Origin of the sequence: Lacunimicrobium album, from assembly GCF_052161635.1 — a bacterium.
GTDB lineage: Bacteria > Planctomycetota > Planctomycetia > Planctomycetales > Planctomycetaceae > SXPC01.
The window spans coordinates 143,476-170,012 of sequence record NZ_CP197413.1 but is presented as its reverse complement, the minus strand read 5'-3'; the positions used below and the strand labels follow the sequence as shown (position 1 = coordinate 170,012).

General features: G+C 52.8%; 24 protein-coding genes. 11 read left to right on the top strand and 13 right to left on the bottom strand.

Going from position 1 to position 26,537, the window contains the following annotated elements:
• Positions 1–24: 24 nt before the first annotated feature.
• Complete coding sequence (locus tag SH248x_RS00685; RefSeq protein ID WP_459556586.1) at positions 25–552, top strand: TadE/TadG family type IV pilus assembly protein; 528 nt, start codon at positions 25–27, stop codon at positions 550–552.
• An 84-nt stretch (positions 553–636) separates the two neighbouring features.
• Positions 637–2,889 (top strand): vWA domain-containing protein, encoded by a 2,253-nt coding sequence (locus SH248x_RS00680; RefSeq protein WP_459556585.1) that lies wholly within the window; start codon positions 637–639, stop codon positions 2,887–2,889.
• A gap of 285 nt (positions 2,890–3,174) precedes the next feature.
• On the opposite strand, the gene SH248x_RS00675 is transcribed toward SH248x_RS00680, so the two are convergent.
• The 6 genes from SH248x_RS00675 to cysS all read right to left on the bottom strand — a co-directional run bounded on the left by SH248x_RS00675 (position 3,175) and on the right by cysS (position 8,135).
• Positions 3,175–4,572, bottom strand: a complete 1,398-nt coding sequence (locus tag SH248x_RS00675) for a sulfatase family protein (RefSeq protein WP_459556584.1) — start codon at positions 4,570–4,572, stop codon at positions 3,175–3,177.
• Positions 4,573–4,631: 59 nt separating this feature from the next.
• Entirely contained in the window at positions 4,632–5,264 is a 633-nt protein-coding gene (locus SH248x_RS00670; protein ID WP_459556583.1) for a thioredoxin domain-containing protein, read from the bottom strand.
• A gap of 41 nt (positions 5,265–5,305) precedes the next feature.
• A complete protein-coding gene (locus tag SH248x_RS00665; protein ID WP_459556582.1) occupies positions 5,306–5,644 on the bottom strand; it encodes a hypothetical protein in 339 nt (112 codons plus the stop codon).
• A gap of 3 nt (positions 5,645–5,647) precedes the next feature.
• Complete coding sequence (locus tag SH248x_RS00660; protein WP_459556581.1) at positions 5,648–6,130, bottom strand: hypothetical protein; 483 nt, start codon at positions 6,128–6,130, stop codon at positions 5,648–5,650.
• The gene (locus SH248x_RS00655; RefSeq protein ID WP_459556580.1) at positions 6,120–6,539 is read right to left on the bottom strand and encodes a hypothetical protein; all 420 of its coding nucleotides are present in this window, start codon (positions 6,537–6,539) and stop codon (positions 6,120–6,122) included. Before SH248x_RS00655 ends, SH248x_RS00660 begins: the two co-directional genes overlap by 11 nt.
• 69 nt (positions 6,540–6,608) lie before the next feature.
• Positions 6,609–8,135 (bottom strand): cysteine--tRNA ligase, encoded by a 1,527-nt coding sequence (gene cysS, locus SH248x_RS00650; protein ID WP_459556579.1) that lies wholly within the window; start codon positions 8,133–8,135, stop codon positions 6,609–6,611.
• 259 nt (positions 8,136–8,394) lie between these two features.
• Here cysS and SH248x_RS00645 point away from each other — a divergent pair, with 259 nt between their 5' ends.
• The 3 genes from SH248x_RS00645 (at position 8,395) to SH248x_RS00635 (ending at position 11,928) form a co-directional block, all read left to right on the top strand.
• Positions 8,395–9,726, top strand: a complete 1,332-nt coding sequence (locus tag SH248x_RS00645; RefSeq protein ID WP_459556578.1) for an amidohydrolase family protein — start codon at positions 8,395–8,397, stop codon at positions 9,724–9,726.
• A 374-nt stretch (positions 9,727–10,100) separates the two neighbouring features.
• Positions 10,101–10,904: an EboA domain-containing protein gene (locus SH248x_RS00640; protein ID WP_459556577.1), complete on the top strand. Its 804-nt coding sequence runs from the start codon at positions 10,101–10,103 to the stop codon at positions 10,902–10,904.
• A 130-nt stretch (positions 10,905–11,034) separates the two neighbouring features.
• Positions 11,035–11,928: a TatD family hydrolase gene (locus SH248x_RS00635; protein WP_459556576.1), complete on the top strand. Its 894-nt coding sequence runs from the start codon at positions 11,035–11,037 to the stop codon at positions 11,926–11,928.
• Positions 11,929–12,041: 113 nt separating this feature from the next.
• On the opposite strand, the gene kdsA is transcribed toward SH248x_RS00635, so the two are convergent.
• The 7 genes from kdsA to SH248x_RS00600 all read right to left on the bottom strand — a co-directional run bounded on the left by kdsA (position 12,042) and on the right by SH248x_RS00600 (position 19,770).
• Positions 12,042–12,896: a 3-deoxy-8-phosphooctulonate synthase gene (gene kdsA / locus SH248x_RS00630; protein ID WP_459556575.1), complete on the bottom strand. Its 855-nt coding sequence runs from the start codon at positions 12,894–12,896 to the stop codon at positions 12,042–12,044.
• 76 nt (positions 12,897–12,972) lie between these two features.
• Positions 12,973–13,617: an HAD-IA family hydrolase gene (locus SH248x_RS00625; protein ID WP_459556574.1), complete on the bottom strand. Its 645-nt coding sequence runs from the start codon at positions 13,615–13,617 to the stop codon at positions 12,973–12,975.
• Between the two features lie 77 nt (positions 13,618–13,694).
• Positions 13,695–15,002 (bottom strand): enolase-like domain-containing protein, encoded by a 1,308-nt coding sequence (locus tag SH248x_RS00620; protein ID WP_459556573.1) that lies wholly within the window; start codon positions 15,000–15,002, stop codon positions 13,695–13,697.
• A 28-nt stretch (positions 15,003–15,030) separates the two neighbouring features.
• Complete coding sequence (locus SH248x_RS00615) at positions 15,031–15,819, bottom strand: MOSC domain-containing protein (protein WP_459556572.1); 789 nt, start codon at positions 15,817–15,819, stop codon at positions 15,031–15,033.
• A gap of 94 nt (positions 15,820–15,913) precedes the next feature.
• Positions 15,914–16,669 (bottom strand): hypothetical protein, encoded by a 756-nt coding sequence (locus SH248x_RS00610; protein WP_459556571.1) that lies wholly within the window; start codon positions 16,667–16,669, stop codon positions 15,914–15,916.
• Positions 16,670–17,221: 552 nt separating this feature from the next.
• Positions 17,222–18,328, bottom strand: a complete 1,107-nt coding sequence (locus SH248x_RS00605; RefSeq protein WP_459556570.1) for a hypothetical protein — start codon at positions 18,326–18,328, stop codon at positions 17,222–17,224.
• Positions 18,329–18,372: 44 nt separating this feature from the next.
• Positions 18,373–19,770, bottom strand: coding sequence for a c-type cytochrome (locus SH248x_RS00600; protein WP_459556569.1), 1,398 nt, complete (start codon positions 19,768–19,770; stop codon positions 18,373–18,375).
• A 341-nt stretch (positions 19,771–20,111) separates the two neighbouring features.
• Here SH248x_RS00600 and SH248x_RS00595 point away from each other — a divergent pair, with 341 nt between their 5' ends.
• The 6 genes from SH248x_RS00595 to SH248x_RS00570 all read left to right on the top strand — a co-directional run bounded on the left by SH248x_RS00595 (position 20,112) and on the right by SH248x_RS00570 (position 26,535).
• Entirely contained in the window at positions 20,112–21,035 is a 924-nt protein-coding gene (locus SH248x_RS00595; protein WP_459556568.1) for a DUF6263 family protein, read from the top strand.
• Positions 21,036–21,205: 170 nt separating this feature from the next.
• Positions 21,206–22,147 (top strand): DNA integrity scanning protein DisA nucleotide-binding domain protein, encoded by a 942-nt coding sequence (locus SH248x_RS00590; RefSeq protein WP_459556567.1) that lies wholly within the window; start codon positions 21,206–21,208, stop codon positions 22,145–22,147.
• 148 nt (positions 22,148–22,295) lie between these two features.
• Complete coding sequence (locus SH248x_RS00585; RefSeq protein WP_459556566.1) at positions 22,296–22,553, top strand: hypothetical protein; 258 nt, start codon at positions 22,296–22,298, stop codon at positions 22,551–22,553.
• A 354-nt stretch (positions 22,554–22,907) separates the two neighbouring features.
• Positions 22,908–23,915, top strand: a complete 1,008-nt coding sequence (locus SH248x_RS00580; protein WP_459556565.1) for a DUF1559 family PulG-like putative transporter — start codon at positions 22,908–22,910, stop codon at positions 23,913–23,915.
• A gap of 78 nt (positions 23,916–23,993) precedes the next feature.
• Positions 23,994–24,317: a hypothetical protein gene (locus SH248x_RS00575; protein WP_459556564.1), complete on the top strand. Its 324-nt coding sequence runs from the start codon at positions 23,994–23,996 to the stop codon at positions 24,315–24,317.
• Between the two features lie 172 nt (positions 24,318–24,489).
• Positions 24,490–26,535, top strand: a complete 2,046-nt coding sequence (locus tag SH248x_RS00570; RefSeq protein ID WP_459556563.1) for a M20/M25/M40 family metallo-hydrolase — start codon at positions 24,490–24,492, stop codon at positions 26,533–26,535.
• Positions 26,536–26,537: the final 2 nt, after the last annotated feature.

Here is a 26,537-nt window from a genome sequence, read left to right as displayed (position 1 = left end):
GTCTGAAAGTATGCGGAACACACCATGAAGGTCGTTCGAAAAAATCATTCCCAGCGACTCATGTCACGACGCGTTCGTTCGTCACAGCCTCAAGACCGTCGCGGGGCGGCTCTGGTTGAATTTGCAGTAATCGCCCCGGTCATTCTGTGCTTGATCCTGGGCGTCGTTGAAATGGGAAATGCGCTCGATGTGTCCAACAAACTGACGTCTGCCATCCGCGAAGGAGGACGTCTGGCGGCTACGGATTGGACGGACGTTGTCGCGGAAGGTCAGTCTCCAAACGACAAGGTCATCTCCGATATTCGCAACTTTCTGCAAGCCTCCGGAATCCCATCTGAGCATGTGACATTATCCATCACTCATGCAGAAGGTTCCAATCAGGGACAACAGTTTGATCTGGCTGATAAGGACAATATGAACCAGCTGTTTCAGATTTCTGCTTCCATCGATTACTCAGACGTCAGTAATTACCCGTCTCAAGTCATGGGCGGCCAGACGATTGTCGCAGGAATCGTCTTACGAGCAGGACGTATTCAGCTGACGAGCGACTGACGACAAACTGGTCTTTCTCATCTCGTTCCGAAACATTGACAATCTCCACCACGACGATCCCGTTTTCATTCAGAGGTTGCACCCATGAAGTCATCTATAAACTCTTTGAAGCCAGGAAATGCTGCTTCATCTCGAAGTGTGACAGCCTTCGCATTGAAAATATGGAGCGAAGCCTCAACGTCCCGCAAAGGGGCGTTCATGGTCGTCTCTCTGCTGGCGTTGTCAACGGTTATGAGTTTCATGGCGCTCAGCATCGACCTGGGGGTTGTCTCGCTGACAAAGACTCGACTGCAGAATGCCGCTGATGCCGCTGCATTGGCAGCTGCTCAACAGATTATCGTCGCCGTCGATGAAGCGAGTACGCAGGCACAAAACGGCGAAACGATCGATATCAATGCCCTTTCTATCGAGGCCGCCAAAGACATGGCATTCAAGGTCGCCGAATTAAACGGCTGCTGGATCGACAAAGATCTTGATGTCGCGTTTGGAAAACGTGTGTTCAACGAAAACTTGGGGGCCAGCGGGAATTTCGAAATCCGCTGGGGCACTGCTCCTTATACGGATGGGGAATCCTATAACACAGTCAAAGTCAATATTCGTCGCAACAATCCCGACACCAGCAAGCCAGATGGTAAATTGAAGCTGTTTTTTGCTTCGTACTTCGGAAGTGGCTATGCCGAACTGGCCGCCAATGCGATCGCATTCGTGGAAGCTCGGGATATCGTGAGCGTTCTGGACTTCTCCGGATCAATGAACTACGACAGCCAGCTGAAGTCATACGACACGTTTGGCAAAGTGGCTCTCGAAGCGAATATGAAAGAGATCTTCGACTCTCTGCAGCCTCTCGACTTGGGAAAGATGAAATTTGAGCCACAGTATTTGAAGATCGAAGGTCCGTCTCCATCATCATCCGACGAAGCGAAAGTCGATGTAACGTTCCGAGTGACCGAAGTTGATATTCAGTCGACCAAAGAAATTACCTATGTAAAAGTAAAATTCTCGAACGGATCATCCCAAACATTTACGACCTCAGGGTCGAGCTCAGGAACCTGGCGTGGAACAGGGTCGAAGAGTGGACTGGAAATTAACGAAGTATGGGTAAAAAGTGGCTACTTGACTCAAGATGTCACCGTGAGCGGGCAGGATGCGAGCAGATCCATACCACATATCGATGTCACGTTTTCAGGAGAGACCATCTATGTCAGCTCGACAAAAGACCTCTCCAATGTGGTCTTGGAGTTCAATGATGGCGTCCATGAAAAATGGGACGGACTGTCTGGAAAAACAGGAACTTTTTATGGGACAGGTTCAAACACCGGCAAACTGATCAGTGTGGCATGGATCAAGTCAGGAAGCAACGCAAGCGGTGATGGACCAGGCTACGGGGAGAAGTTCGTCAATCCAAGTAACTCGGCTCAATTACACTACTTCGCTGATACCAATTCTGCAGTCCGAACATGTTTTAATCTAAATAGCAAACCTTATCCGTACGCCTCAGGAACATGGGATGACTACATTAACTACTGCCGTAGCAACGGTAATGTTAATAACGCGAATTATAAAGAGATGTACGGCGGAATCACCTTCATTGACTATCTCTTGGCCAATAAGCCTCGCAACAGCCAGACCAAAGACCTTTGGAAAGCTCCCTGCTATCCATTCCATGCGATGAAGAATGGCCAGTCGCTGTTCCTGTCGTTCCTGAAAGATCTCGAATTTGGCGATCACGTTGGTATCGTCACTTATGATAACGAGGCTCGTGTCGAACACAGTCTGTCCGGCACCGGCTTGCCGACCGTCGACCTGGGTGAGAAATGGATCACCAGCGATTATGACGCACTCGATACGATTCAAAAACATAAGCAAGCCGGTCACTACGATATCTACACCGGTATCGGATATGGGGTCAAAGAAGCCCGCGAAGTCCTTGATGCGAAAGGACGCTTCGGTGCTCGTCCGACCATCCTGCTGATTACTGACGGTAACGCCAACCGTGCTCCAAGCAACTGGTCACTACCGAATGACTGGAGCTGGGCCAAACTGACCGATTACGATGGCAATGGCTCGGCCAACTATTCGACCAGCGACAAAAACGAACAGTATGCCTTCTACGAGATCAAGCAATGTATTGATAAGGGGATCATCGTCCACACGATGACCGTCGGTGCGGACGCAGACCGCGAACTGATGAAAGCCATGGCATTCGCTGCAGGAGGTATCTGGATCAATGTTCCAGGCGGTTCGACCATCGAAGAAATGCACGATCAGATGATCGCCGCCTTCAGTCAGATCGCAGCGAATGTTCCACCTGCCAAACTGCTGGTTCAGCCGGAGTAATTTCCTTACAGAGCCGAAGTACGCAAAAGAGCCTTCGAGGAAGTTCGAAGGCTCTTTTGCATTTCGAGTGACCGCCTCATACTGCCCGATGCCCGAACAGGACTCTGATACCATCACTACTTGGCTCAGCGAGTTTTCTTCTCAACGTGCCATGCTTGCAGCTTTGAGCAAGCATGTTCTGAACGCGCCAACGTCAAACGAAGCAGCATGCTCACCCAAAGCTGTGAGCATAGCACGACTTTTTTGACCGTGGTGCTTTAAATTGCGATTCGTATGACACTGTTCCTATTGAATGCTGCCGACTTTGCGTCGACCACTACCATTGATCTTCTGGAACGAATCGCCGAGGTCCTGACGGGCAGCATCGGCAAGTTTGGTCAGGCGTTCGACGATCTCCGGGTGATCTTTGCTGACGTCGGTTGATTCGCTGATATCGTCCTTGAGGTTATAGAGTTCAACGCCCGTCTGACGGTTGACCTGCTTTCCTGGAAGGCCGTCTTTGCCTGGACTGACGATACTGATATAGCCATGTGGAAAGTGAAGCTTCCAGTCGCCGCTGCGGATCGCGTGAAGGCCTTCGCCGTAATACATCAGGTACGATTCATGAGGTGTTTTAGCGCCGTTATCAAACATGAGGCTGGAGATATCGAGCCCATCGATTTTGTGAGCTGGCAATTGAGCCCCCGTCAACTTGGCGATGGTGGGCAGAATATCGATCGTCGCTGCGAGTTCGTCACAGACACTGCCAGCAGGTATTTTCCCCGGCCACGACATTACGCACGGGACACGACACCCGCCGTCCCACATCGTCCCTTTTCCTTCACGCAGAGGCTTCGCAGATCCTGCATGATCACCGTACAGTAACCACGGTCCGTTGTCTGAAGTGAAGATGACGAGCGTATTCTCGATCAGATTGTGTTGCTTCAGCTTGTCCATGACCTGTCCGACCGACCAGTCAAGCTCCTCAATGACGTCGCCGAACAGACCTCGTTTCGAATGACCTTTGAACTTGTCCGAAACAAAAAGAGGCACGTGAGGCATGCTGTGAGCCAGGTACAGCAGGAACGGCTTCTCATGATTTCGTTCAATGAAATCAGTCGCTTTGTTCGTGTAATCGGTCGTCAAATGCGTCTGATCGTCACCCGTGACATCCGCATCGACGATCTGGTTCCCTTCGATCAATGGCAGCGCAGGAAATGACTTCATCGTCGGATGCGACGGCCACATGTCATTGGAATACGGCAGGCCATAGTATTCATCGAAGCCATGCTGCAGTGGCAGGAACTTCTCATGATGGCCCAGATGCCATTTTCCAATCGCAGCCGTTACATAGCCTTTCTGCTTGACGAGTTCACCGAGCGTCATTTCTTCGTTACTGAGGCCGACTTTCGATCCGGGCCCCAGTGCACCGAGGATGCCGAGGCGGACATTGTAACACCCCGTCAGTAAAGATGTGCGGGAAGCACTGCAGACGGCTTGCGAGACATAGAAATTCGTAAAACGACGCCCTGTTTTCGCGAGCTGATCGATGTGCGGCGTGTCATAGCCCTCTGCCCCAAAGCAGCCGATGTCCCCGTACGCCATGTCATCATTAAAGATGATGACGACATTCGGAGGACGATCAGCGGCAAGAAGCGGGGAGGCGAAGAGGATACAAAACAGAGCGAAGAGCAATGGCTTCATGAAGAGAGTCTTTCAGTAGACATGAAAGTAACGACTGAAGAGAAGACTTCACTTGCTGGCTATTGAGGCCGTCGTCGTTCACGAGCATATTTGACCAGACAGCCGCGGGCGATGACGATTTTCATTTCGGGTTCTTTGCCAGCGAGGGCTGCGTCGATGGCTTCCTGGACGTAATTGCGAGTTGCTTTACTGGCATCCGTCGCATCGTCAAGAGCGCCGAAATAGACAACCTTGCGGTCTTTGTCGAGAACATAAAACTCGGGCGTGTAGACCGCGCCGAACTCCTTGGCGATCTTCTGGGTTTCATCATAGAGGTAATGGAAAACATACCCCTTATCTTCGACACGCTGTTTCAAAGCCGGGAGTTGATCAGCTTTCTGTGGATTGACCACAATCGGGACAATCGCAACTTTGGAGTCTTCGCCGGCATATTTTTTCGCGAGGTCGTTGATTCGTCCCTCATAGTCGCTTGCTGTCGGACATGACAGGCAGGTGAAGACAACCACAACGACGTCTTTATCTTTGAGACGCGTCGACGAATGCTTCTTATCGTCCGTACCGGGCAGGTCGACCCAAACCGGTGCAACATCGCCGATTTTCAGAACGAGATTATATGTTTCCTGTCCAAAGCTGATTTGCTGCCCCAGACAGACAACCGCCAGCACACATGAGATCATCAGCGAACGCAGCATCGATCGACTCCTTGGTAAAGGGATTTGCCAACAGGTCTATCTTAATCGCCAACCCGGTCCAGAGTAAATTGGCCAACGTCTTTGAGGGCCGAATAGTCTGCAACAAAACGACCAGCAGTCGCGTGAGCAGTCGCCGTGAACACGCCAAACCATAGCCCCAGATGGCGCGTACAACTCAGATGAATACACTCATCCGTCGCGTCAACGATTTCCATCTCTGCGGTGTACCAAAATGGTAGAACCTTTAAAAACCACCCGCGGAACTTCACCCGGTACTGCGCTGGCTGTTCAAACATAAAAACCGCAGACATCTTCCCGCCTCGTTTCGAACGGGTACTCTGCCAGCGACCTTTCCAGGTTCCGTTGAGGGACAAGAGCATGCTTTATCGTCGTCTACCTTGCAGATAAGAGACGAACGTTGCCGCAACTGATCGGCATTCCGTCAGCGTCATAATCGGGGTGTCAGATCTCCTGCCGTGAATCAAACCATTCCTGAAAAGTCTGAATTGATGTGACTTTTCTTTTATTTCCTGCGGTACATTTTTCATTCTGGAGTGGAGACCATCAATGATATCTTTGACGGGAGACTTTTTGTCACGCTGAAAGCTCTTCCATTCTTCTCTCAATGTTTTCTCGAAGTGAGCAAATAGTCTGATGACATAGGTCGCTTCAAGATTCTCTCCAGATCGATCAAAATCGACTCTTTCAATATTGATCGCCTTACCTTTCATGTCTGCCAGGCAGGGAATCAATCCGGGTTTGGATTTCGCTGACTCTTTATAATAAGTCAGCGACTTGCTGCTTGCATAATACTCTCGTTCAATCGATTTGATCTGCTCAAGAGCCGATTGAATTCTAGGCTGCATGCGAGCTCATATCTTCAAGAGCTTTGCTGAAGGATTCCTTCTGAAACTCAAACAAGGGAAAATCGTCCGCCGACACGACTCCAGTCAGTTCAGGAGCAGGTGAAAACAGATAGTGGATCTTCCATTTACCATCCTCAAATACAATTGTTGCCATGTCGTCGTACATTGGCATCATATACATGTCAATGACGCCGTCATCGCCATCGGCTCTACTTCCAATGGGCTCCATCAGGATCTTTGTAAACTCCTTTTGCATCATCAAGCCAGGTGCTTTGTAGTTCCCGAATTGCAGTTCCTTTATCTGCTTTTCAATGCGACGACAAGACCATTGAGCTTCGCTGGCCCATGCTTCTATTTCAGCCAATTTATTCACCCAGGCAGTTACCCAAACTGGTCCGCTACTCATCATGCCACTTTCGATGCAAAATTAACCCACGTAATGACCGTGAATTGTACGCATACTCAATACATTTAACCATCAGGCCAGCTGCTTCTGCGCCACCGTTCCCTCCGGCGAGTTCCGCACTTCATACCCTGCCGCTTGGATCTTCTTGCGAAGTTCATCGGCAATCGGCCAGTTCTTCGAGGCCCGGGCTTCGTCGATTTCTTTGCACCAGGTTTTGACCTGCGATTCGATGCCACCTTCTTCTGCATCATCACCAAACGCCAGATCGCCAGCAGTATCCAGCGGGGCGACGTTGAGGACGTGATTGATCTTCGCGAGCACGCCGAGCGCTTCCGCAGCGTCTTTGTGTTCCTGGCTCAGCCATGGAAGCACGACCGCCAGAGCGCCGGAAATGTTCAAGTCGTTCGACAGAGCTTCGATGAATTGCGCAACGATCGGATGATCATTGCCCACATCTGCCACTTCCCCGCCACTCTTCTGCAATTGCAGCTGGCGGAATTCGACCAATCGTCGCACCGAGTTGGCCGAGTCTTTCAGCCCCTTCTCGGTGAAGTTCATATTGCTGCGGTAGTGAGACTTGAGGAGTTCGAAGCGCAGGACAGCCGGGTGGACTTCCCGACCGGTCACTTTCCCTCCAAGGACATCACGGACCGTATAGAAATTCCCCTTGCTCTTGGACATCTTCTCCCCCTCGACCATCAGGAAGCGGGCATGCATCCAGAAGCGGGCGAAGTAGGGCTTACCCGTTGCGCCGCAGCTTTGGGCGATTTCGCATTCGTGGTGCGGGAAGATCAGGTCTTCTCCGCCGGTGTGGATATCGATGATCTCGCGTTCAAGTTTCTTGCGGGCCATGGCAGAACACTCAATGTGCCAACCGGGGTAACCCGCCCCATACGGCGAATCCCATTTCATGATGTGACTTGAATCAGGCTTCCACAGCATGAAGTCAGCCGGGTGACGCTTGTTGGCCTGGTGTTCTTCCTGGACACGACCACCCGAGCCTTCTCGCAGTTGATCGAGTGTGTTACCAGACAGCTTGCCATAATCCGCGAAGCTTTCGACGCTGTAATACACGACCCCATCCGGCCCGACATAGGCGTGCTTATTCTCGATCAGCTGGCTGATCATCTCGAGCATCTCAGGAATATGCGTCGTCGCGTGCATGATACGGGTTTCGTACTCGCCCGCGATCTTGAAGCCGAGCTTCTTCGAATCTTCGATGAAAGCGTTCGTATAGAACTTGGCGACCTGGAACGGATCATCCGGGTTTTCGACGGAGCCAACGGGGACCTTGCCCGACTTCTTATCTTCCTTGATCCGTTTCGCTGCGACCTGCATCTTGTCTTCGCCGCCGCCATCCGCCTGGCTGTCATCGGTCATGTGGCCGACGTCGGTGATGTTCATGGCATGGATGACTTCATGCCCCGTCAGTTCGAGAAAACGACGAATCAGATCCGAGAACAGGAACGAGCGGAAGTTGCCGATGTGGGCATAGTCATAGACAGTCGGCCCGCAGGAATACATCCGCACGACGCCCGGTTCCTGCGGCGTGAACGTTTCTTCCTGGTGAGTCAGTGAGTTGTAAAAGCGGATCGTCATTTCCGTGTCCTGAGCGTTTCTAGTCGATGATGTGGTCGGGGCAGAGAGTCCCCCCGGCGTTCGCGGGGAAATCATCGTCAATTCAAACGATTGTGAAAAGGGCAACTCCCCATGCAGGAATTCAGCTGAATGCAGTTGTAAATCTTGGCGCCATCATGTCCAGTTTCCCCAGAATTCAGTTGTCAGACCGGCCAGTATCCGGTAAGAAACGGTGTTCACTCGAACGACTTACACGAGACACCGTACACTTTGGAAGGTCATGACCACTCCTACGACGCTGATCAAGAATGCCCTCTGTGTGTTTCCTGACGGAATTCGCCAGGACACGATCCTACTGAAAGACGGCAAAATCCACATTGCTCCGCCGTCGACATCCGCTGCTGACCGGGTCATTGATGCGACCGGGCTGCACCTGATCCCCGGTGTGATCGACGATCAGGTCCACTTCCGAGATCCGGGTCTGACTCACAAAGAAGATCTCCACACCGGTTCGAAGGCCTGCGCCAAAGGCGGCGTGACGACCTTCTTCGACATGCCCAATACCGAGCCGACGACAACAACCTGCGACCGCCTCGAGAAAAAACTCGACCTCGCTGCGGGCAAGTCGATGGTCAACTTCGGCTTCTTCATCGGCGCAACTCTCGACAACATCTACGAACTCCAGGATGCAGAACGAACCCCGGGAATTAAAATCTTCATCGGGTCGAGCACGGGGAATCTGCTGGTCGATGATCAGGAAGCCCTCGAGCAGATCTTCGCCGAAACGAAGCTGCCGATCTGCGCTCACTGTGAAGACGAAGAGACCGTCCAAAAGAACAAAACCAAACGCAACGGCGGTCGCGAAGTCGAAGATCACTCGAGTATCCGCGACCATCAGGCAGCCATTGTCGCGACCCGTCGTTCGATCGATCTGGCAACGCGTCACAAACACGCCTTCCACGTCCTTCACGTCTCCACAGCCGATGAAATCCCCCTTATCAAAGCCGCCAAAGGACTCGTCACGGCTGAGGTCTGTCCTCACCACCTGTTCTTCAACGTCGACGACTATCGCCGCCTCGGCTCGCTGGTGCAGATGAACCCTTCCATCAAGGACGCCTCCGACAACCAGGCTTTGTGGAATGCCCTCATCGACGGAACGATTCAGGTCATCGCGACGGACCACGCACCACATACCCTCGAAGAAAAACTGCGTCCATATCCTCTCAGCCCATCAGGAATGCCGAGCGTCGAGAACTCACTGGCTCTGATGCTCGATGCAGTCAATCATGGCAAGATCACCCTGGAACGGGTCGTCGAAGCCATGTGTGCAGCCCCCGCCAAGGTCTGGAACATCATCGGCAAAGGCTCTCTGAAAGAAGGCTACGATGCAGACGTCGTTCTGGTCGACCTGAATAAATCCCAGAAGATTCTCAACGCCGAACAGGTCACCAAGTGCAACTGGTCCCCCTGGCACGGCGACACCATCAAAGGCTGGGCCGTAAAGACCTTCGTCAACGGCCACCTCGTCTTTGAAGATGGCAAGTTCGATGAAACAGTGCGAGGCAAGGAAGTCCAGTTCGATCCAGAACGCCCGGGGTATTGGAAGAATTAGGCGAGCGGGGGATGTGAATCCCCTGTCTTCCAAAGCAGCGTGAAACCTCACCACAAAGTCTTAAAGAACACGAAGGTTCACAAAGGAAGAATCGACTCTGTCTTGGAAAAGTCTGTCGGATCTCTGCTCCACATTTTTCTTTGTGAATCTTAGTGACCTTTGAGCCTTCGTGGTGAATTCCGTCTCAGGTCTGGTCACGCTGACTGACCAGATCGTGCAGGTGTCGGCTTGATCCTCTGCGGGGTGGTGTTAAACTAGTTTCAACAACTATTGATGCTTGCGATTCGGATGCCCCGTTCTAGCCCCATTTCCGCAAGCAACCCGCCCACCTTGAATCTCCCTGGATCCCGGCTGTGACTTCCACGTCGCCCGTTATGAATTTTCTTGAGACTCAGCTCGAGTCTCACCTCCAAGCGTCTGCGCCAGCTGCCTGGGACTGGCTGTCGAGCCAGAAATCCGCGACATCGGCGAAGTTTAAAACGGCGTTCAGTCTGGCACCTCGCAAAATCGCCCGCACCCCGTGGTCTCTCGATGCGAAAAGCATCGCGGCAGCCAGCCAGCTTAACCCGGCCTGGCAGCCCGCAACCTGGTCTCTCGATCAGGCGTCACGAACCTTGATGCTGCTGTGGCATGCCCAGAACGTCTCGCCAGACGAATTCGAGAGTGACCTCGCGCTGCTTTTCCAGACGGGCGAAATCCGCGAACTGGTCTGTCTATATCAGTCGCTGCCGTTCCTGCCTCACCCGGTGGCCTATCTGCATCATGCTGAAGAAGGAATTCGCACCAACATGCAGCCCGTCTTCACTGCACTCGCCCATCATAACACTTACCCCGCCGATCAACTCGAAGAGAACTTCTTCAACCAGCTGGTTCTCAAGTCGATCTTCCTGGGGCTCTCGATCCTGCCGATCTACCACCTCGACGAACGGGCCAACCCCGCATTGACAGCGATGCTCTGCGACTTCGCCCGCGAACGAACCGCCGCCCACCGCATGATTCCCGTCGAACTCTGGTACCCCGTCAGCCTGTCCATGACCGACCAGTCCCGCGACCTGCTGCACACCTTCGCCCAAACTCACGACCCCATGACTCAACGCGCCGCCAAACTCGCATTGAACCCCGGTACAACCCCCAAAGACTGGCAATCACTGTCCGACGACTACTGGAAGTCCATGTAGGGTCCGCTGTGCGGACCGTCAATTCGCGATGCCCCGAGGTGACACGCCAGCGTCTTGAGAATTTGTAGCTGACATTGAATTTGAAAGTCGATTGTTGGTCCGCACAGCGGACCCTACACGAAGCCCTATCATGAAATTCATCGATCCCCACATCCACGTCTCCGCCCGCACCACCGATGACTACGAAGCCATGGCCAATGCAGGCGTCGTTGCGATCATCGAACCGGCCTTCTGGCTGGGTCAGGCGCGCACCACCGCAGGTTCGTTTCTCGATTACTTCTCCTCGCTGGTCGGGTTCGAGCGGTTTCGTGCCAGTCAGTTCGGGATCAAGCATTACTGCACGATCGGGTTGAATTCCAAAGAAGCCAACAACGTCCGACTCGCCGAAGAAGTCATGGACATTCTGCCGCTGTTCCTCTCGAAGGAAGGGGTCGTCGCGATCGGCGAGATTGGCTACGACGACATGTCCGAAGCCGAGGAACGCTTCCTGATTGAACAGCTGAAGCTGTCCGTCGAATTCGATCTCCCGGTGATGATCCATACGCCCCATCGCAACAAGAAGAAGGGGACGTATCGCACGATGGACATCATCCAGGATCTCGGCATCGCGCCGTCGAAGGTCGTCATCGATCACAACAACGAAGAGACCGTCAACGAAGTCCTCAAGCGTGGCTTCTGGGCCGCGTTTACCATCTACCCGAAGACCAAGATGGGGAACGAGCGGATGGTCGAGATCGTCAAAGAATACGGCTCCGAGCGGGTGATCGTTGACTCTGCAGCCGACTGGGGGGTCTCGGATCCCCTGGCTGTCCCGAAGACCGCCAACCTGATGCGTGAACGTGGCATCAGCGAGCAGGACATCATTCTGACCTGCTACAAAAACGCCCTCGACGTCTACGGCCAAAGCGGCCAGTTCAACGAAGCAGACTGGGCGACAACGAAGCCGATCGACCAGCGCCAGCTCTACGAAGGCAACAGCGTGTTAAGAGGCGGACAGGCTCCCAGGGTTGATATCATCGAGTAGGGTCCGCTGTGCGGACCGTCAATCGACGCCATCAACAAGTCAGCTCAGAAGGTTCAAGAGAACGTTATGCATTCCCCGTAGCTCGACCGCATTCATGGTCCGCACAGCGGACCCTACCCCCACTTCGTCGCAAGTTGGCGAAGTTCGACGAGTTGCAAAAGCAGGGGTTCGAGCTGATCGAGATAGACCTGATTGGGGCCATCGCTTTTGGCCTGATCGGGATTGGGGTGTGTTTCCAGGAAGACACCTTCGCAGCCACAAGCAACGGCTGCTCGGGCGAGGAAGGGGACCATTTCGCGGTTTCCCCCCGTGGTGGCACCGCCGGGCATCTGGACGCTGTGGGTCGCGTCCATAATGACGGGGACGCCGAGTTTCTGCATGACGGGAATCGACCGGAAATCGTTGATGAGGCGACCGTACCCAAAGGTGGTGCCACGCTCGGTCAGCGTGACGTTGTGCAGCCCGGCTTCCTCGCATTTCGAGACAGCGTGCTTCATATCTTCGGGTGCGACGAACTGAGGCTTCTTGATATTCACGACACGGTTGTACTTCACTGCGGCTTCCGCACAGGCGATAACGAGATCCGTCTGACGGGCCAGAAACGCCGGGATCTGCAAGACATCGCAGACCTGGGATACTGTTTCTGCCTGATCGGTCTCATGGACATCCGTCGTAACGGGCAGACCGGTCTGTTCTTTGACCGCTTGCAACCACTTCATCCCGAGTTCAAGCCCAGGCCCTCGGAAGCTGCTGATGCTCGTGCGGTTGGCTTTGTCGAAGCTAGCTTTGTAGATGACCTGCAGATTGTTCCGCTGGGCAATCTCGAGGATCCGCTGCGAGGTCAATTTGACAAGGTCTTCGTCTTCCATGACGCATGGGCCGATGATGAAGACGAGAGGCTTGCCCGGTCCGAGGGAGGCTTCGCCGCCGAATTGAGGATGTGAGAAGGTGACAGTGCGGTTGGGCACGAGTGGCTCCGGTGATTAATTGGAAAAATACTCGGCCGGGATGATGGCGAAAGTGGGCAAAGGGTGCAAGGTGGGTTTACGTCAGGTCGTCGACGTGGAGGGCGTGCATGCCGTGACGACGGGGGGCCTCGACATCGTTGAGCGGTTCGTCGCCGATGAAGAGGATCTGGTCGGGCCTGACGCCTGTGTCTTTGATGATCGTTTCGTAGAAGGCGGGTGCGGGCTTTTTCCAGCCGACTTCGGAAGAAATCCAGAGTTGATCGATCTGTCTGAGTTCAGGCATGCCATCGACGATCGCCCGCAGGCGGCCATCGAAATTCGAAGCCATGCCGAGGTTGTGCCCAGCCTGCTTGAGATCTTTCAGAAGTTCGCCGCGTCTGTCGATGAGTTTCCAGGAGGTTGGTTGAGAAAAGTGTTTCCAGAGCGTATCAAAGCAACCAAGCCGGTCTCGGACATCGTCGAGAACTTCAGCGACCAGTTCCTGCCAATAGCGGTGTTCGATGTCTTCGCTGGTGGCGAGATCGCGAGACTCGGAGGTCATCAAGCGGTTGTAGACGGTTTTGAATCGCTGCTGGATTTCGTCTCTCGTGAGAAGACTTCCGAATTGTGCAGCGATCTCATGGTACGCGTCGGCAACGGAAGGCTCCGGGGCGATAAGCGTGCCGACGGCATCGAAGACAACCCAACGGACATGCGGCAGGATGGTTGGGAGAGGTGACATCGTATTACTTGAAATGGAGAGAGATTGCCTGTCGTTGATTGTAATATTGAACGCGAATTCTTGCCTATCGCCCACCCTCATCCGCCCTTCGGGCACCTTCTCCCCTCAAGGGAGAAGGAACTTAATACCGCTCCCCTCAAGGGAGAAGGGACAGATGAGAGTTCAAACTCATCGATTGTCACTCGCTTCAATGCTTCGGGATCGATGTGGATACCTAGGCCGAATCCATCGATCCGTCGCCCCCAGCCGGCTCGTTTGAAGGTCAGGTCTTCGGTGGTGAGTCGTTCAGCCACGAGGAGACGGTCGTAACTCCCTTCGAGGTATTTGATCCCTTTTAAGCTGCAGGCGAGATGCCGTCCCGCCGCGGTCAGGATACCCGTTTCGCCCACCTGGCAGCCAAGTTGATAGCCAAGGCCAGCCTCATGCGCGAGTTTAGCCAGTTGAAGACAGGGAATGATCCCGCCGCATTTCGAGATGCGGAGATTGAAAATGTCACACAGCTGCTCCCGAATACAACGCTCAGCGTCTTCGCGCGAACAGAGCGATTCATCAAGTACGATCGGGATGCCAAGATGGTTTGATACTCCGGCTAGCGACGCAACATCGCGATGAGCAACAGGTTGTTCGACGGCAGAGATCTTAAAACGTCTGAGAGCCTTGAAGCGCTGATCAAGTTGGTCGGGAGTCCAGGCTTCGTTGGCGTCGACTCGCAGGTCCATCGTGTTCCCCAGGACGGACTTCAAACAGGACAGGAGCAGCTTGTCTCGAAAAGAGCTGGAGGTAAGTTTGACCTTTGCAAAAGCGAACTTGTAATACCGAAACGCAGCCGCAGTGAAGGCTGCTTTCCATAATCTACTCGTCGTGATGACGGTCGAATATTGGACGCGATCTTTGATGTCGATGAGGCCCGAGAGCCCCGAGAGAGACTCGATCAGCTTCCACAGAGGCTGTTGGAAATGCTGAAACACCGCATCGAGCAGCGCGACTTCGATCGCACACCGAGCCGCGTTGCCAAAGCAGTAACGGCCTCGAACTGATTCTGGTTGCGTCAGTCCGTTGGTGTTGAGCTGAAGGTTCGAGAGCGCATCAACTGCTTCGGGAATCGAAGACCAGTTTGACTCCAGCAGGCTAGTGGTGCTTGTCTGACGCAGGATCTGAAGGGCATCTTCAACGGTCTCACCCGTGACGTAGTTGCGTGGCAGACCTTCGCCAAAGCCGACGAGGCCATTGTCGAGTTCACAGCGGACAATGATCGTATCATTTTCTGTCCGGCTGTAGGACGCATGTTTGACGCGTCTTTTCAGAGGAATGCGGACATGCATCGCGACCAGACGCTTAATGCGGCATGGGGGCGCTGGCTCGAATGTCGTCGCAGAGTTCTCCATGGGAGGAATCTATGTTGTGACGACGTGTTCAGACAAGTTCGATCCGGTCACCGACGCTGATCAGCGGCGACGATGTCGTTTCCGGTCGTCTCGTATTCACAGCAAGGCGGTAGAAGTGGTTGAACTGATCGCGTGCAGCCTCTGCCGGGAGGGACTGTTCGCGAAGCACGGCGAATTCCTTCTGGAAGCCAGTCGTGGAAATTCCCGTCTGTGAATCACGGGCAGGGACTGCACATCGCTGACAAGGATTCACACCTTCCAGAATGACATTGCCAACTCGAAATGCTCGCGGTTGTCCTTGAGGGCCATAGAGTTGATCATCGCCAAACGGGCGGTCATCCTCGATCATCAGATTAGCACGGAAACGTCTGACCGCTTCGTCGACATCAAATCCAAACCAATCTCCAACGGTTTGCAGCGTCGCAAGGCTGACAATGGTCGGGCCATTTGCTTCGAGGTCGTCGGGAAAACCCGTTGTCGTGTTGTCACGAAGTTGCAGCGAAATCCCGAGCAGTTTGGAAATCGCCTGCGCGAAAGGCTCCGAGTCGACAGGCAGTATGAACGACGTCTCCCTCGTCTGGTCGGCCGTCGACACGAAGACTTTGAGCATTCCGTTCGGCGCGAATTCGTAGCGGGTGCGAATCGCCTGGATCGCAGCAGAGCGTTTGGCGTTAAAAACTTTGCCAGCCTCATCAAACAAGGCAAAGCGTCGGTCCCATTCCAGGGCGCCGGAAGGAAGAAAACGCGACGAATCTCGCTCCCAGCCATCGAGTGACTTGATGGGATAAACAATCAGGCGAGCAAGTGTTGCATTCACGAGAGATTCCGGTCGCAGGGAGTCGAGGTGATATGCAGACAGAGACGTCCGGGCGACTTCCGGTTCGGTATGTTTGACAGAATGACTGACACCACTAATCGCGACCGAAGCGGCGAAGCTTGACGGCGTCCCATTTGAATTCAGGTTTCAGGTCTTTGAGGACTTCCATGCGGGAGCCTCGATAGTACATGATGAAAAGACCTTCGCCATTGTGACGGGTGATGTCATCTTTGGTGATGCGGTACCAGTCTTCGTTCTTGCGGAAGCCAAGTTGCTTGCCGAGCCACTTTAAATAAATACGACGGTTGTCTTCCGACTTCCAATAGCCCTGTGGAACAGTCTTGAACATCCAGGGGAGCCACTCCTGCTTGGGACGGAATTCACGCAGAGCCGTGAAGACCGAATCCCCGAAGTAATTGGCCAGAAGCCCGCCCCCGCCATTGGTGTGAAAATCCGCGCGTGAGATTTTGTACCAGTCGCTGTCTTTTTTGTAGCCGAGCTTTTTACCGAGCCATTCCATGTAGTCGGCCCGATTTTGCGGATCCTGCCAGAAGCGTTGCGGAGTGCTGTGAAATAGCCATTGTCGCCATGGATACTTCGGAAAAACTTCAGACAGCGCCAGCTGTGGCGAATCACGGTAGTAATTGGCGAGCAAACCACCCCCAAAATGGGCGTGAAAATCCTGTTTTTTAAGACGATACCAGTCGGACATGGAATCGTATCCGAGCGTACGCCCCAGCCAGCGAACGTATTTCCGACGATTTTCCAGATCGTTCCAAAAGCCAGCAGCGACTTTACCGCGTTCCCAGGGTTGAGAACGTTTTGGAGACGGGGTTTTCTTTTTAGGCATCGTCAATTTCCGTCAGCACACATCATGTGGTTGTTGCATCAACAGTCGCTGAATTATGCCGACAAGTCATCATGTCGCGGCAGTTATTCTATATCTTCAACACCAACAGGGAGTTGATCGTCTCGTTCAATCTCGCGGTCTGACCGCAGGGACGTTCAATCTTGTGGCAAAAACTCACAAAAGCTGCTCATGTTAACGAACATCCAGTAGCAATGATCGTCACGACAACAATGTAAATCAATTTGACCAGAGTACAAGCAGAGCTTGGGCCCTTTTACAAAGAATCCAACGGCTTACGCAGATCGTGAAGGTTGAAAGCGGTTGCCTCTCCCCGGTAACGACGGATTTTATCAGCGGACGCAATCATTCCGATCATTATAATAGGCAGCTTGCCATTGTTGCTATCCTCAGCGATTGACATTTTATGAGGTTTTTCCCGACGAAGTTTCTCCTCACCGCAATTCATGTCATGGAAACATCATTGTTATGCAACCGTTTACTTTCCACAAACGGTTATCTCTGATTGCCCGTTTCCACAGTCGGCGATACCAATCAATGTTTGGTTTGCTGTACGGAAGCATGAATTGCTTTGCGGGTAAAGTAGATCAACCAGCAGATCAACAACGTATTGATGATCGTAAACGCGAGGAATAGCCACTTCCCCTCAGCCATCAGATGATGTTGATGCAACTGGAGAAGGTTATCGGTCACAATCCTCGAGACCCGATACTGCTCTCGGACCATCGCCCCCATGAGCAATGTCAGAGCCGACGACCCAGCCAGAAACCAGCTGGCGAAAGAAATTCGTTGTGGATCAATCGTAATCGTTGACCACCACCAGATCTGAAAAAGTAGTCCGCAGACATACAAGTAAATGTATGGCTGCTTGAGTAATTGGCTGGCTTCATCGGTCGAGTTGTCTGGATACCAGTTCTTCGAAACAGCAAGACAATAATAAATGAATGCCACCAGGCTGATGATCAGTCCAATGGCAGACAGGTACGCCAGACGACGAGGCAGGTCTTGCGGAATATCCTGTTGTTTCTGTCTTTGCTGCATCGAGATCTGCCAGTACCAGACAATCGCGGTCGATGAAAACGCCTGGCCAAGAATCGTCGCCACTCGAGGAAGGATTTCCGAGGTCCAGTAAAAGATTCGTCCACTCGCATAATGAGTCGCCCAGACAGTTTTTGACTGCACGCTCAGAAGATGGTTCTCGCTGAACGTGTACCCGACATAAAGGATACAAAGGAAAACAAAACAGGCGATAAAACGATCCAGCCACGGACGGGTCTTGACGAAGAGCTTCATTTTCAACAGGTAAAGCCCGTAGAAAGCCACGATCAGGATCGGAAGAATGCTCATCCAGCGGTGAGACAGCAAAACGTTGGCCGTGTAATAGTCAAACTGATAAAGCAGTTGAATAAACAGCAAAGGTGCAATGCCAGCCGTGATCGCCGCTGAGAGTGCAAATGGCAACCAGTCACGGACCGTCTCGTTGATCCGGCCCGCTGCCGTCGTGCTTTCTGCACCACCGAAGATCGCCAAATGAAACGTGCCGGCGAAGACATAAAACATCAGCAGCAGGTGAACCACAAATGTGACAACGTAGAGATCCAGATAGAACTGCGTCGCGAAGGGTAACTCAAAGGGGAACATGTTCGAACTCACGACTGAAGTGATGAGAGAAAACGAAATGAAAATTAATGCTGCTTGGCCAATTCAATTCCAGGAGTCGTTCCGACGTCTTCCAGCCAGTCATTGATGCGAGCCAGAACGTCTGCACGACCTGAATCAGCAGAGACTTCAAACTCTTGAGGACCTCGCAAGTAGCGAAGGTATTGCGTCAATGCTTCCACGTCACCAGCGTTGCCAGCAAACGGAGGCATGAACGCCTTGGTCCTTTGAAGCTGGGCGACGTTGAGACGGATCTGCTCGTCGGTCCAGGTCTGTGTGAGAGAAGCAAGTCCATTGGCACCATTGCGTGTATGGCAGATGCTGCATTGAAAACGAAATACTTTCGCACCGTGTGTCAGAATCTCAGCATGCTTCTCGAATTTCTCGCGCACGGGATACGGGTCAACATTTTGAAGACCGGTCTGCCTGAGGCGAGTCAGTTCATCCTGACGAAGTGAATTGCAGTAAAGGTACTCCCGGATCGTATACGGCTTGCGAACTCCTTCACGTACGAACTCGGCTCCTGCAGTCGCCAGGAAAGCCAACGACAGCAGCAATGCCGCCGTTCCAGCATTCAACGTCAGTTTCTGCCATTTGAGAACGACGAACGCATACGCGGCAATCAACAGCGAACAGACAAGTCCAAGGGTCATGAAAAGCGTCATCGCAATGCTTCCCCCCATCACCCATTCTCGCGAATCCTCCGGAATGACCGAGAAAAACCAGACCCCTGTCGGCAACAGCAAAGCCAAGGGAAGCAGAAGATTGGTGGCCTTCTGGATGAGCTCGCGTTTCACTGCGGGTTCGTAGTGAGACAAATTGATGACCAGACATGCCACCAAAGCAGACGTCGCCAGGGAAGTGACCGTCCGCATAATTAACGAGGGAAAGAAGGTCGGATTGAAAAAGCCGCTCCAGACGGTGTGTTTCTCCAGCCAGTCCCCCGGCGTCAACTGCCAGCTGAGGATGCCGTTGATGTAGAACAGGCTGAACCAGGCGGCCAGGGCATAAACAATGAGCAGTTGAAGTCGCAGCCCATTCCCTAGTCGCGGTCCGTATCGATAAAACAGGTAACCACTGGCGATTTCCAGACAGAAGTACGTCCATTCAATCGCCCAGATCCAGTGGAATTCCTGGACCATCACGCCAATCGTGCGTGGACTGATTTGTATCGAGGTGAACCACATACCGACACCGGTCAGCGCCCCGATCACAAAACTGATCAGCACGAGAATTCGAAAATACTCGTCCGTGAACGATCTGCCAGACTTGAGGCGATCCGTCTGATAAAGGTACTGGAAGTAAGCCATCAGGAAGCCGCCACCAATGGCGAATTGAGCCAGGAAGACGTGGAAAATCCCCAGTCCCCCGATGAGCATCCCCTTCATGGCAGGTCCGTAGTCCTGCATCGGGTAAATTTCCATGAAACTGCCTGTATTCCTATGCCGACATGCCTGCGACCAGAATGAAAACGGTGACGAAACGCCGTCTTGTCATTCAAAGAATCACCGACGTGAGCGAAGAGTTGATGATCGATCCGGTCAGAGATGAGTTACTCAAATTATATTGAGTCAATCGTCCAGCATAGGGGAAGTTTCAACGTGGCAAATCGTCACACGACAATTTGGGCGTCCCTTTCAATCCAGAATCCACCATCCAAATTGCACTTTTGGCAGTTTTCATGATGTGATATAGAGCCGACTGACCACCGCCACCGCCCGTTGCCATGGATTGGCAAAACGGACTGTTTAGGAGTTGAACACGGATGTTCCTGACCCGATTGATGACGATTGCCTTGACGTTTGCGATGCTCTGTCCAGCCTGGGCGCGCGCCGAAGATGCTGTCCCAGCAGAAAAGCCCACTTACACCCTGCGGTACAAATTCAAACAGGGCGAGAAGATTGGCTATCACATCAAGTCCATTGATCGCAATAAGATGGAACGCGGCGCGTATGCCGAAAGCAGCCAGAATCGCAGCGATTACCGCAACCATATCGAGGTTCTGGAAGTCAAAGACGATGGAAACGCAGTCCTCGTCGTGCAGATCGACCAGGCGATCATGGAAACAAAATTCGACGAGAATCCTCCGATCGTGTTCGATTCAACCAATCCGGATAAACAGCCTGCACAGTTTTCACAGGTCAAAGAGAGCATTGGCAAGCCTTCTTCAAAGGCAACGGTCACCACGGCCGGGGAACTGATCGAAATTCAGAACCTGCGACCAGACCCCAAGAACCCTGATCGCCCCGCTGAACCTGCCAAGAAAGATGTCAGCCAAAACTTTCTGGTTCGACTGCCGGAGAACGCAGTCTCAATCGGCGACAGTTGGGATGAAGACTATCAAATCACCATTGATGGCGGCGGAATGCCCCTGCCGTTGAAAATGAAGCGGACATTCAAGCTGACAAAAGTCGAAGATCACCTCGCAACAATCAGCATGAAGTCTGGCGTCTTGAGCCCGATCAATAGTCCTGAAGTCGAAGCCCGCACAATTCAACAGGCTCCATCCTGTGAAATCGTTTTTGACATGAAAGCGGGGCAGATCGTCAAGCGGAACTGGAGCGTCAATAAAGTCGTCATCGGCGGCTTCGGTCCAGACACGTCGTTCAAGGTGGTCTCTCTGCGTGAAGATACTCTCGTGCCAGCGAAACTGACCGATGCCTCGCAGAGTACTGCCAAAGCCAATTGATGCGTGTTTCAGCAGCCTGTTTTGCAAAATTTTCTGTTTGGCAATGATTCGAGTCTTGGTTGTTTTCCCAGACGACTGTAGCTTTCAGGAGAAGCTCAAAAAATCAGCGCAATCAACCACGCTGATTCGTTCATAACACCTTACTTCTTTAACGGCTTGAACCCTTTTCCATGAAGCGTGTCGAGTTCACTCCCGTCACCCGACAACTGCTGAAATCAGCAGCGGCGCTCGCGGACGAACTTGCCGTCGAAGCCGTTCTCTTTCTCGTCGATTTGCCGCATCCGTTCAAAGAATTGGCAAAGATTTTTCCTGGTAAACGCCTCGTCATCGCAGCGGCAAAACAAGATGTCCTGGCAGCCGCCCGGGAAGACGAAGTCAACGTGATTCAACTGGCCCAGGAGCCAGAGACACGCCAGATGCAGCTCGGCCAGGCACTTCTGGAAGGAATCGCGGATCGATTCTTCCATTCGGGCAAGAAAATCATCACGGTCTACACGCTGTTTGATCGCGAACACCTCGATACTTTCAGCGTGATTTCGCTCAATGAACAACTCTCAAAGCTCTCTGCCCGAGATCTCCAGCGTCTGGAAACTCAGGTCCCGCTCCCAACATTGAGACAGGTGGTCGACCTCGCTGTCGAGATCGGACGAGAAGGACGGGAAGGCAAGAAAGTCGGAACGCTGCTTGTTGTCGGCGACCATCGCAAGGTGATGAAAATGTCTCACGAAGGGGTCTACGATCCATTCAAGGGATACCTGCGAAAAGAACGCTTGTTTAAGCTGGGACGTGTCAAAGAGAGTATTAAGGAACTCGCGCAGATCGATGGGGCGTTCGTGATCTCATCGGACGGAGTCGTCGAGGCAGCCGGGCGGATTCTGGATGCCTCTGCAGAAGGACTCTCCCTATCGAAAGGGCTCGGAGCACGTCACTGGGCCGCAGCGGCGATCAGTAAGTGTACTCAGTCAGTCGCCATTGCCGTCTCCGAATCGACTGGGACGGTGCGTCTATTTCACAATGGAAATGTCGTCTTGAGAATTGAGCCCATGGAGCGGGCGATGGTCTGGCAGGAACTCCAGACAGAACCACCATTGATTGGTGACTCGAAGGCGTAGTCATCAGCCTCAACGCATCGGGGCGATGTTAAAATAAGACGATTTTGCTGAAGATAACGGTCATAGAGGCCGATAAACAGGATAGCGGCACAGAACCGCCCGCCTGAAATCACGGCCTCCTTTACAGATCCCTTCAGTGAGATTGACCATGAACCTGGATGCGACGGCTCAACGGCTGACCACACCACTGCGTGCTACAATGATTGTCGCAGGCTGTCTGCTTGCCAGCTGCGTGTTGACTGGCTGCCAGTCCACCGTCGGCGGCCAGACCCTGCCGTCCGCAAATTACCTGCGAGACGACGTCCAATTCTTCCCGGCCGGCAGTGAAGATCTGATCCCGAATCAGCGTCGTGCTCTGGAAGAATACAATGCCGAGCAGAAGGCCTATCGCGCTGGCACCAACTGACCGACAAGAATCAAAATCGACAATTGATTTCCTTGTCGCACGATTTGCGAATGAACACCTCCCGAACTCTCCCGGGAGGTTTTTTTATGCGCGCATCACGACCACACAAGATTCCGCAAATACATTTCATGCAATGACTTATGACGTAAACAAAAACCCGCTCCGTATCTAGAGTATTTTACCTCGAATCTTTTTTGAATTCCGTTAGTTATTTATTGTGAAATCTATCGCAAATAACAGATCAATATATAAAAATAGTCGATGCATCATCTTCGTCATCCGCCATGCGATCTGCATTCACTTGAGCAGCTTTTGTCCACAATTCGTCTTGTATTTTTCTTAAGGACTCCCGTTATGCGTATGAAAAGATCAGGCTTTACGCTTATCGAGCTTTTGGTGGTCATTGCCATCATCGCGACTCTAGTTGCCATTTTGCTGCCAGCCGTGCAACAAGCTCGCGAAGCCGCTCGCCGCAGCAGCTGTAAAAACAATCTCAAGCAGATTGGCATCGCGTTCCACAACTATCACGACACACATAACACACTTCCGCCACAACACATCCGCTGTTGGGGTGGAGGCTGCGTGACTGGCACGAATCAAAATACCTGGGCAGGGTCTGGACCATTCGTCCAAATCCTTCCATTCATGGAACAGGCAGCACTGTACGACGCGTTCGACACCGATAACGACTACACCAACGGGACCAACAACACTCTTCGGAACAATAAAATTCCAGCGTATCTGTGCCCGACCGATATTGCCTTCGGTGGAACTCAGGCCGGGATGAACTACGCAACCTGCGGTGGCTCGACCATCGATTTTTGGAACGACACGAATAACGGCATGTTCCAGCCGCGCCGAATCAACCCGTTTTCAAACGTGATCGACGGCTTGAGTAACACCATTATGGCTGGTGAAATGCTGAAAGGCGATGGAGCACAGACGACAACGTCTGACTCTGATATTGTCCGTATTGATAGTGCGACAGCCACATTTCTGGTACGCGCTACCCCAACTGTCGCTGAAATCGAAGCAGCCGGTGTCACTTGTGATGCCGCATCGACAACCGCAGAGGCTTCCTTAAGTGCCTGCGGCAGCTCGTGGTCTTCTCCTTACCCTGCTCAAACTTTCTTCAACACCGCCGCTACCCCCAACTGGAAACACCGCACATGTGCAATGGGTGGGGGCTTCGGACAGTGTGCGGACCGAAACGGCATCTTCCCAACCCGCAGTCGTCACAAAGGTGGCTCACAGGTCACGCTGGGTGATGGTGGCGTCCGGTTCATCTCTGAAAACATAGACGCAGGCACCTGGCAGCGCCTGGGACGTCGTGAAGACGGCCAAGTTGTCGGCGAGTTCTAATTTCCCTGAACGGACTGCCCGGCATTTTTCGGGCCGTCCGTTCTTTTTTATCTCGTGAGAACAGGTCTGACGAAAACCATGAATCGCATTGTTTTGATACTCGCCTTTCTTATGACCACCGGCTGCCAGGAACAGCGATCAACCGGTCCCGTTGGTACACAGACAACATCAGCCGTCGATTCCCTGAGATCAAGCCTGACCCACTATTCCAAGACAGGCGAAGGCGACAGTGGCGTTACCATTCTTCCAGATCTGATTAAGAATCTGAAAAGTGACAACGTCGACGAATCGGTGATCACCAAGCTCGAAGCGCAATACGCAGGACTGGATAAGCAGGGGCTGAAGAAAACAGCCACAGATATGCTCGATACCTTGAATAAGGCCGTTCCGCCGAAAAAGTAAGAACTGCTTGATTCACTCTGATCACCAATCTCCGCTCACGGAGATTCCGAACAGGTCGAATGAAAAAAAACGGATTGTGACATTTCACAATCCGTTTTTCGATTCCTGCTTGGAACTGTGAACTTTCTCGACGTAAGATGTGAACACATCCGCTAAAGGAGAAGTTCACCACATGCTTGATCAATTATCTCGTGCGAACGTTCGCACGCTGGCTGCAGCCGATCGTCAATCACAAATCGGACTGACAGCCCAATGGATACTCTTTGCGTCCTTGTTTCTGACTTTATTAAGCTTAAGTACGAATCGAGCCTCGGCAGGCGAAGCGACGCCGTCCCAGCTGCGAATTCTCAAAGATCTACAGTATCTCTCATCCGACGATCTGGAAGGCCGGTGCTCAGGTGAAGTCGGCCTGGTGACGGCTGGCGAATATGTCAAAGACCAGTTCAAAAGCGCGGGCCTGACGCTTCCTAAGAATGACGACGACGGCTATCTCGAATTCTCGATCAACCGACGTCCTACGATGGGCTCTCCCAACAAGGTCACCGTCTCTGATGGCAAAGGCTGGTCCGAAGAGCTCCGCGTCAATCAGAACTTTATGCCGATGTCGCTGGGCGGCAGCGGCGAATTCAAAGGCGAACTTGTCTTCGCTGGCTATGCCATCGATGCCCCGGATCTGAAGTACTCCGATTTCGATGGAGTCGATGTAAAGGGCAAAATCGCCATCGTTCTCCGCAAAGCCCCTCGTCAGGATCAGGCGGCTGGTCATACGCCGTTTCTGGATGAACAGGGAGTACTGATTCCTGATCATGCCTCGTTCAAGTCTAAGATCGACCAGCTTAATAAGCGTGGCGCAATTGGCGTGATCTTCGTCAACGAAGCCTACTCGACTGGCAAACAAAAAGCCCGGATCGAAACGGAAATCGAGACGATCCGCGAGCAGATGAACGACGCACTGACAAACGAAGAGCGCAAAGCTCGTCTGCAGGAAAAAGTCGACGAACTGACTTCAGAACTGAATGCAGGGAAGTACGATGATCTCCTCCGATTCGGCTATGGCGGAGCATCCAGCGAAACAACGATGCCCGTGTTTCAGATGAAATCTTCAGTTGCCAGTCAGCTGATGGAAAAAGCAGGAATCGGCTCTCTGGATGACGTTCAGAAAGCCATCGACGAATCCCTCAAATCACACAGCGCGGCTCTGCCAGGCATAACAGCCGAAGGCGTTTTGACGCTCAAGAGCAACGAAGCCAAAGCCAATAACGTCATCGCCGTCCTCGAAGGAGAAGGACCTCTCGCCGATGAGACGATCATCATTGGTGCCCACTACGATCACGTCGGCCTGGGAGAGTTCGGCTCTTTGAGCAACAGCAAGGGAGATATTCATAATGGGGCCGACGACAATGCCTCAGGCAGTTCGCTGCTGATGGAACTGGCTCGTCGCCTCGGATCTCGACAGGAGAAGTTACCTCGTCGAATCGTCTTCATCGCGTTTGCGGCCGAAGAAATGGGACTGCTCGGATCAAAAGCCTACTGTGAAAAGCCCCTCTATCCCGCCCAGCAGACCGTCGCTATGTTCAATTTCGATATGGTCGGCAGGATCAGTGATAACCGCATCGTCGCCTTTGGAACGAAGACATCCAATCGCTGGGAACCAATGCTCGATACGCTCGAGAACAAGTATCACATGCACATCGTCAGGCAGTCACCAGGACGTGGGCCCAGCGATCACCAGTCGTTTTACGACATCGGCGTCCCTGTGCTTCACTTCTTCTCTGGCTTGCATGGCGATTACCATACGCCCGCTGATGACTGGCAGAAGATCAATGTCTCGGGTATCGATCATCTTGTCGACATGATGGAAGATGCCATCCTCACGACTGCCAAGAATACTGAGCGTCCTGGCTTCCAGAAGACGAATGGTTCCGCGAACGTCTTCAACGCAGCAGGAGGCTATCCGTTCCTGGGAACGATTGGCGAGCGAAACTTCACTGGAACCGGCTATCAGGTCCAGCAGGTCATCCCCAACAGCCCTGCGTCTCACGTCGGGATGCAGCCAGGGGATGTGATCGTCGAAGTGGCTTCCAACAAAGTGACGACGCCTCTGGAATTCAGCGATGCCCTCAAGAAGCAAAACAATACGGCGACGATCACCGTCAAAGTCAAACGGGGCGATGAGACGATCCAGTTTTCGCCAAAGCTTCAGGCAACCCCTAACTGATC

Excerpts from the sequence above, each read along its gene's own strand:
- SH248x_RS00685 (WP_459556586.1), top strand. The coding sequence starts at position 25 with ATGAAGGTCGTTCGAAAAAATCATTCCCAGCGACTCATGTCACGACGC.
- SH248x_RS00680 (WP_459556585.1), top strand. The coding sequence starts at position 637 with ATGAAGTCATCTATAAACTCTTTGAAGCCAGGAAATGCTGCTTCATCT.
- SH248x_RS00675 (WP_459556584.1), bottom strand. The coding sequence starts at position 4,572 with ATGAAGCCATTGCTCTTCGCTCTGTTTTGTATCCTCTTCGCCTCCCCG.
- SH248x_RS00670 (WP_459556583.1), bottom strand. The coding sequence starts at position 5,264 with ATGCTGCGTTCGCTGATGATCTCATGTGTGCTGGCGGTTGTCTGTCTG.
- SH248x_RS00665 (WP_459556582.1), bottom strand. The coding sequence starts at position 5,644 with ATGCTCTTGTCCCTCAACGGAACCTGGAAAGGTCGCTGGCAGAGTACC.
- SH248x_RS00660 (WP_459556581.1), bottom strand. The coding sequence starts at position 6,130 with ATGCAGCCTAGAATTCAATCGGCTCTTGAGCAGATCAAATCGATTGAA.
- SH248x_RS00655 (WP_459556580.1), bottom strand. The coding sequence starts at position 6,539 with ATGATGAGTAGCGGACCAGTTTGGGTAACTGCCTGGGTGAATAAATTG.
- cysS (WP_459556579.1), bottom strand. The coding sequence starts at position 8,135 with ATGACGATCCGCTTTTACAACTCACTGACTCACCAGGAAGAAACGTTC.
- SH248x_RS00645 (WP_459556578.1), top strand. The coding sequence starts at position 8,395 with ATGACCACTCCTACGACGCTGATCAAGAATGCCCTCTGTGTGTTTCCT.
- SH248x_RS00640 (WP_459556577.1), top strand. The coding sequence starts at position 10,101 with ATGAATTTTCTTGAGACTCAGCTCGAGTCTCACCTCCAAGCGTCTGCG.
- SH248x_RS00635 (WP_459556576.1), top strand. The coding sequence starts at position 11,035 with ATGAAATTCATCGATCCCCACATCCACGTCTCCGCCCGCACCACCGAT.
- SH248x_RS00625 (WP_459556574.1), bottom strand. The coding sequence starts at position 13,617 with ATGTCACCTCTCCCAACCATCCTGCCGCATGTCCGTTGGGTTGTCTTC.
- SH248x_RS00620 (WP_459556573.1), bottom strand. The coding sequence starts at position 15,002 with ATGGAGAACTCTGCGACGACATTCGAGCCAGCGCCCCCATGCCGCATT.
- SH248x_RS00610 (WP_459556571.1), bottom strand. The coding sequence starts at position 16,669 with ATGCCTAAAAAGAAAACCCCGTCTCCAAAACGTTCTCAACCCTGGGAA.
- SH248x_RS00605 (WP_459556570.1), bottom strand. The coding sequence starts at position 18,328 with ATGTTCCCCTTTGAGTTACCCTTCGCGACGCAGTTCTATCTGGATCTC.
- SH248x_RS00600 (WP_459556569.1), bottom strand. The coding sequence starts at position 19,770 with ATGGAAATTTACCCGATGCAGGACTACGGACCTGCCATGAAGGGGATG.
- SH248x_RS00595 (WP_459556568.1), top strand. The coding sequence starts at position 20,112 with ATGTTCCTGACCCGATTGATGACGATTGCCTTGACGTTTGCGATGCTC.
- SH248x_RS00590 (WP_459556567.1), top strand. The coding sequence starts at position 21,206 with ATGAAGCGTGTCGAGTTCACTCCCGTCACCCGACAACTGCTGAAATCA.
- SH248x_RS00585 (WP_459556566.1), top strand. The coding sequence starts at position 22,296 with ATGAACCTGGATGCGACGGCTCAACGGCTGACCACACCACTGCGTGCT.
- SH248x_RS00580 (WP_459556565.1), top strand. The coding sequence starts at position 22,908 with ATGCGTATGAAAAGATCAGGCTTTACGCTTATCGAGCTTTTGGTGGTC.
- SH248x_RS00575 (WP_459556564.1), top strand. The coding sequence starts at position 23,994 with ATGAATCGCATTGTTTTGATACTCGCCTTTCTTATGACCACCGGCTGC.
- SH248x_RS00570 (WP_459556563.1), top strand. The coding sequence starts at position 24,490 with ATGCTTGATCAATTATCTCGTGCGAACGTTCGCACGCTGGCTGCAGCC.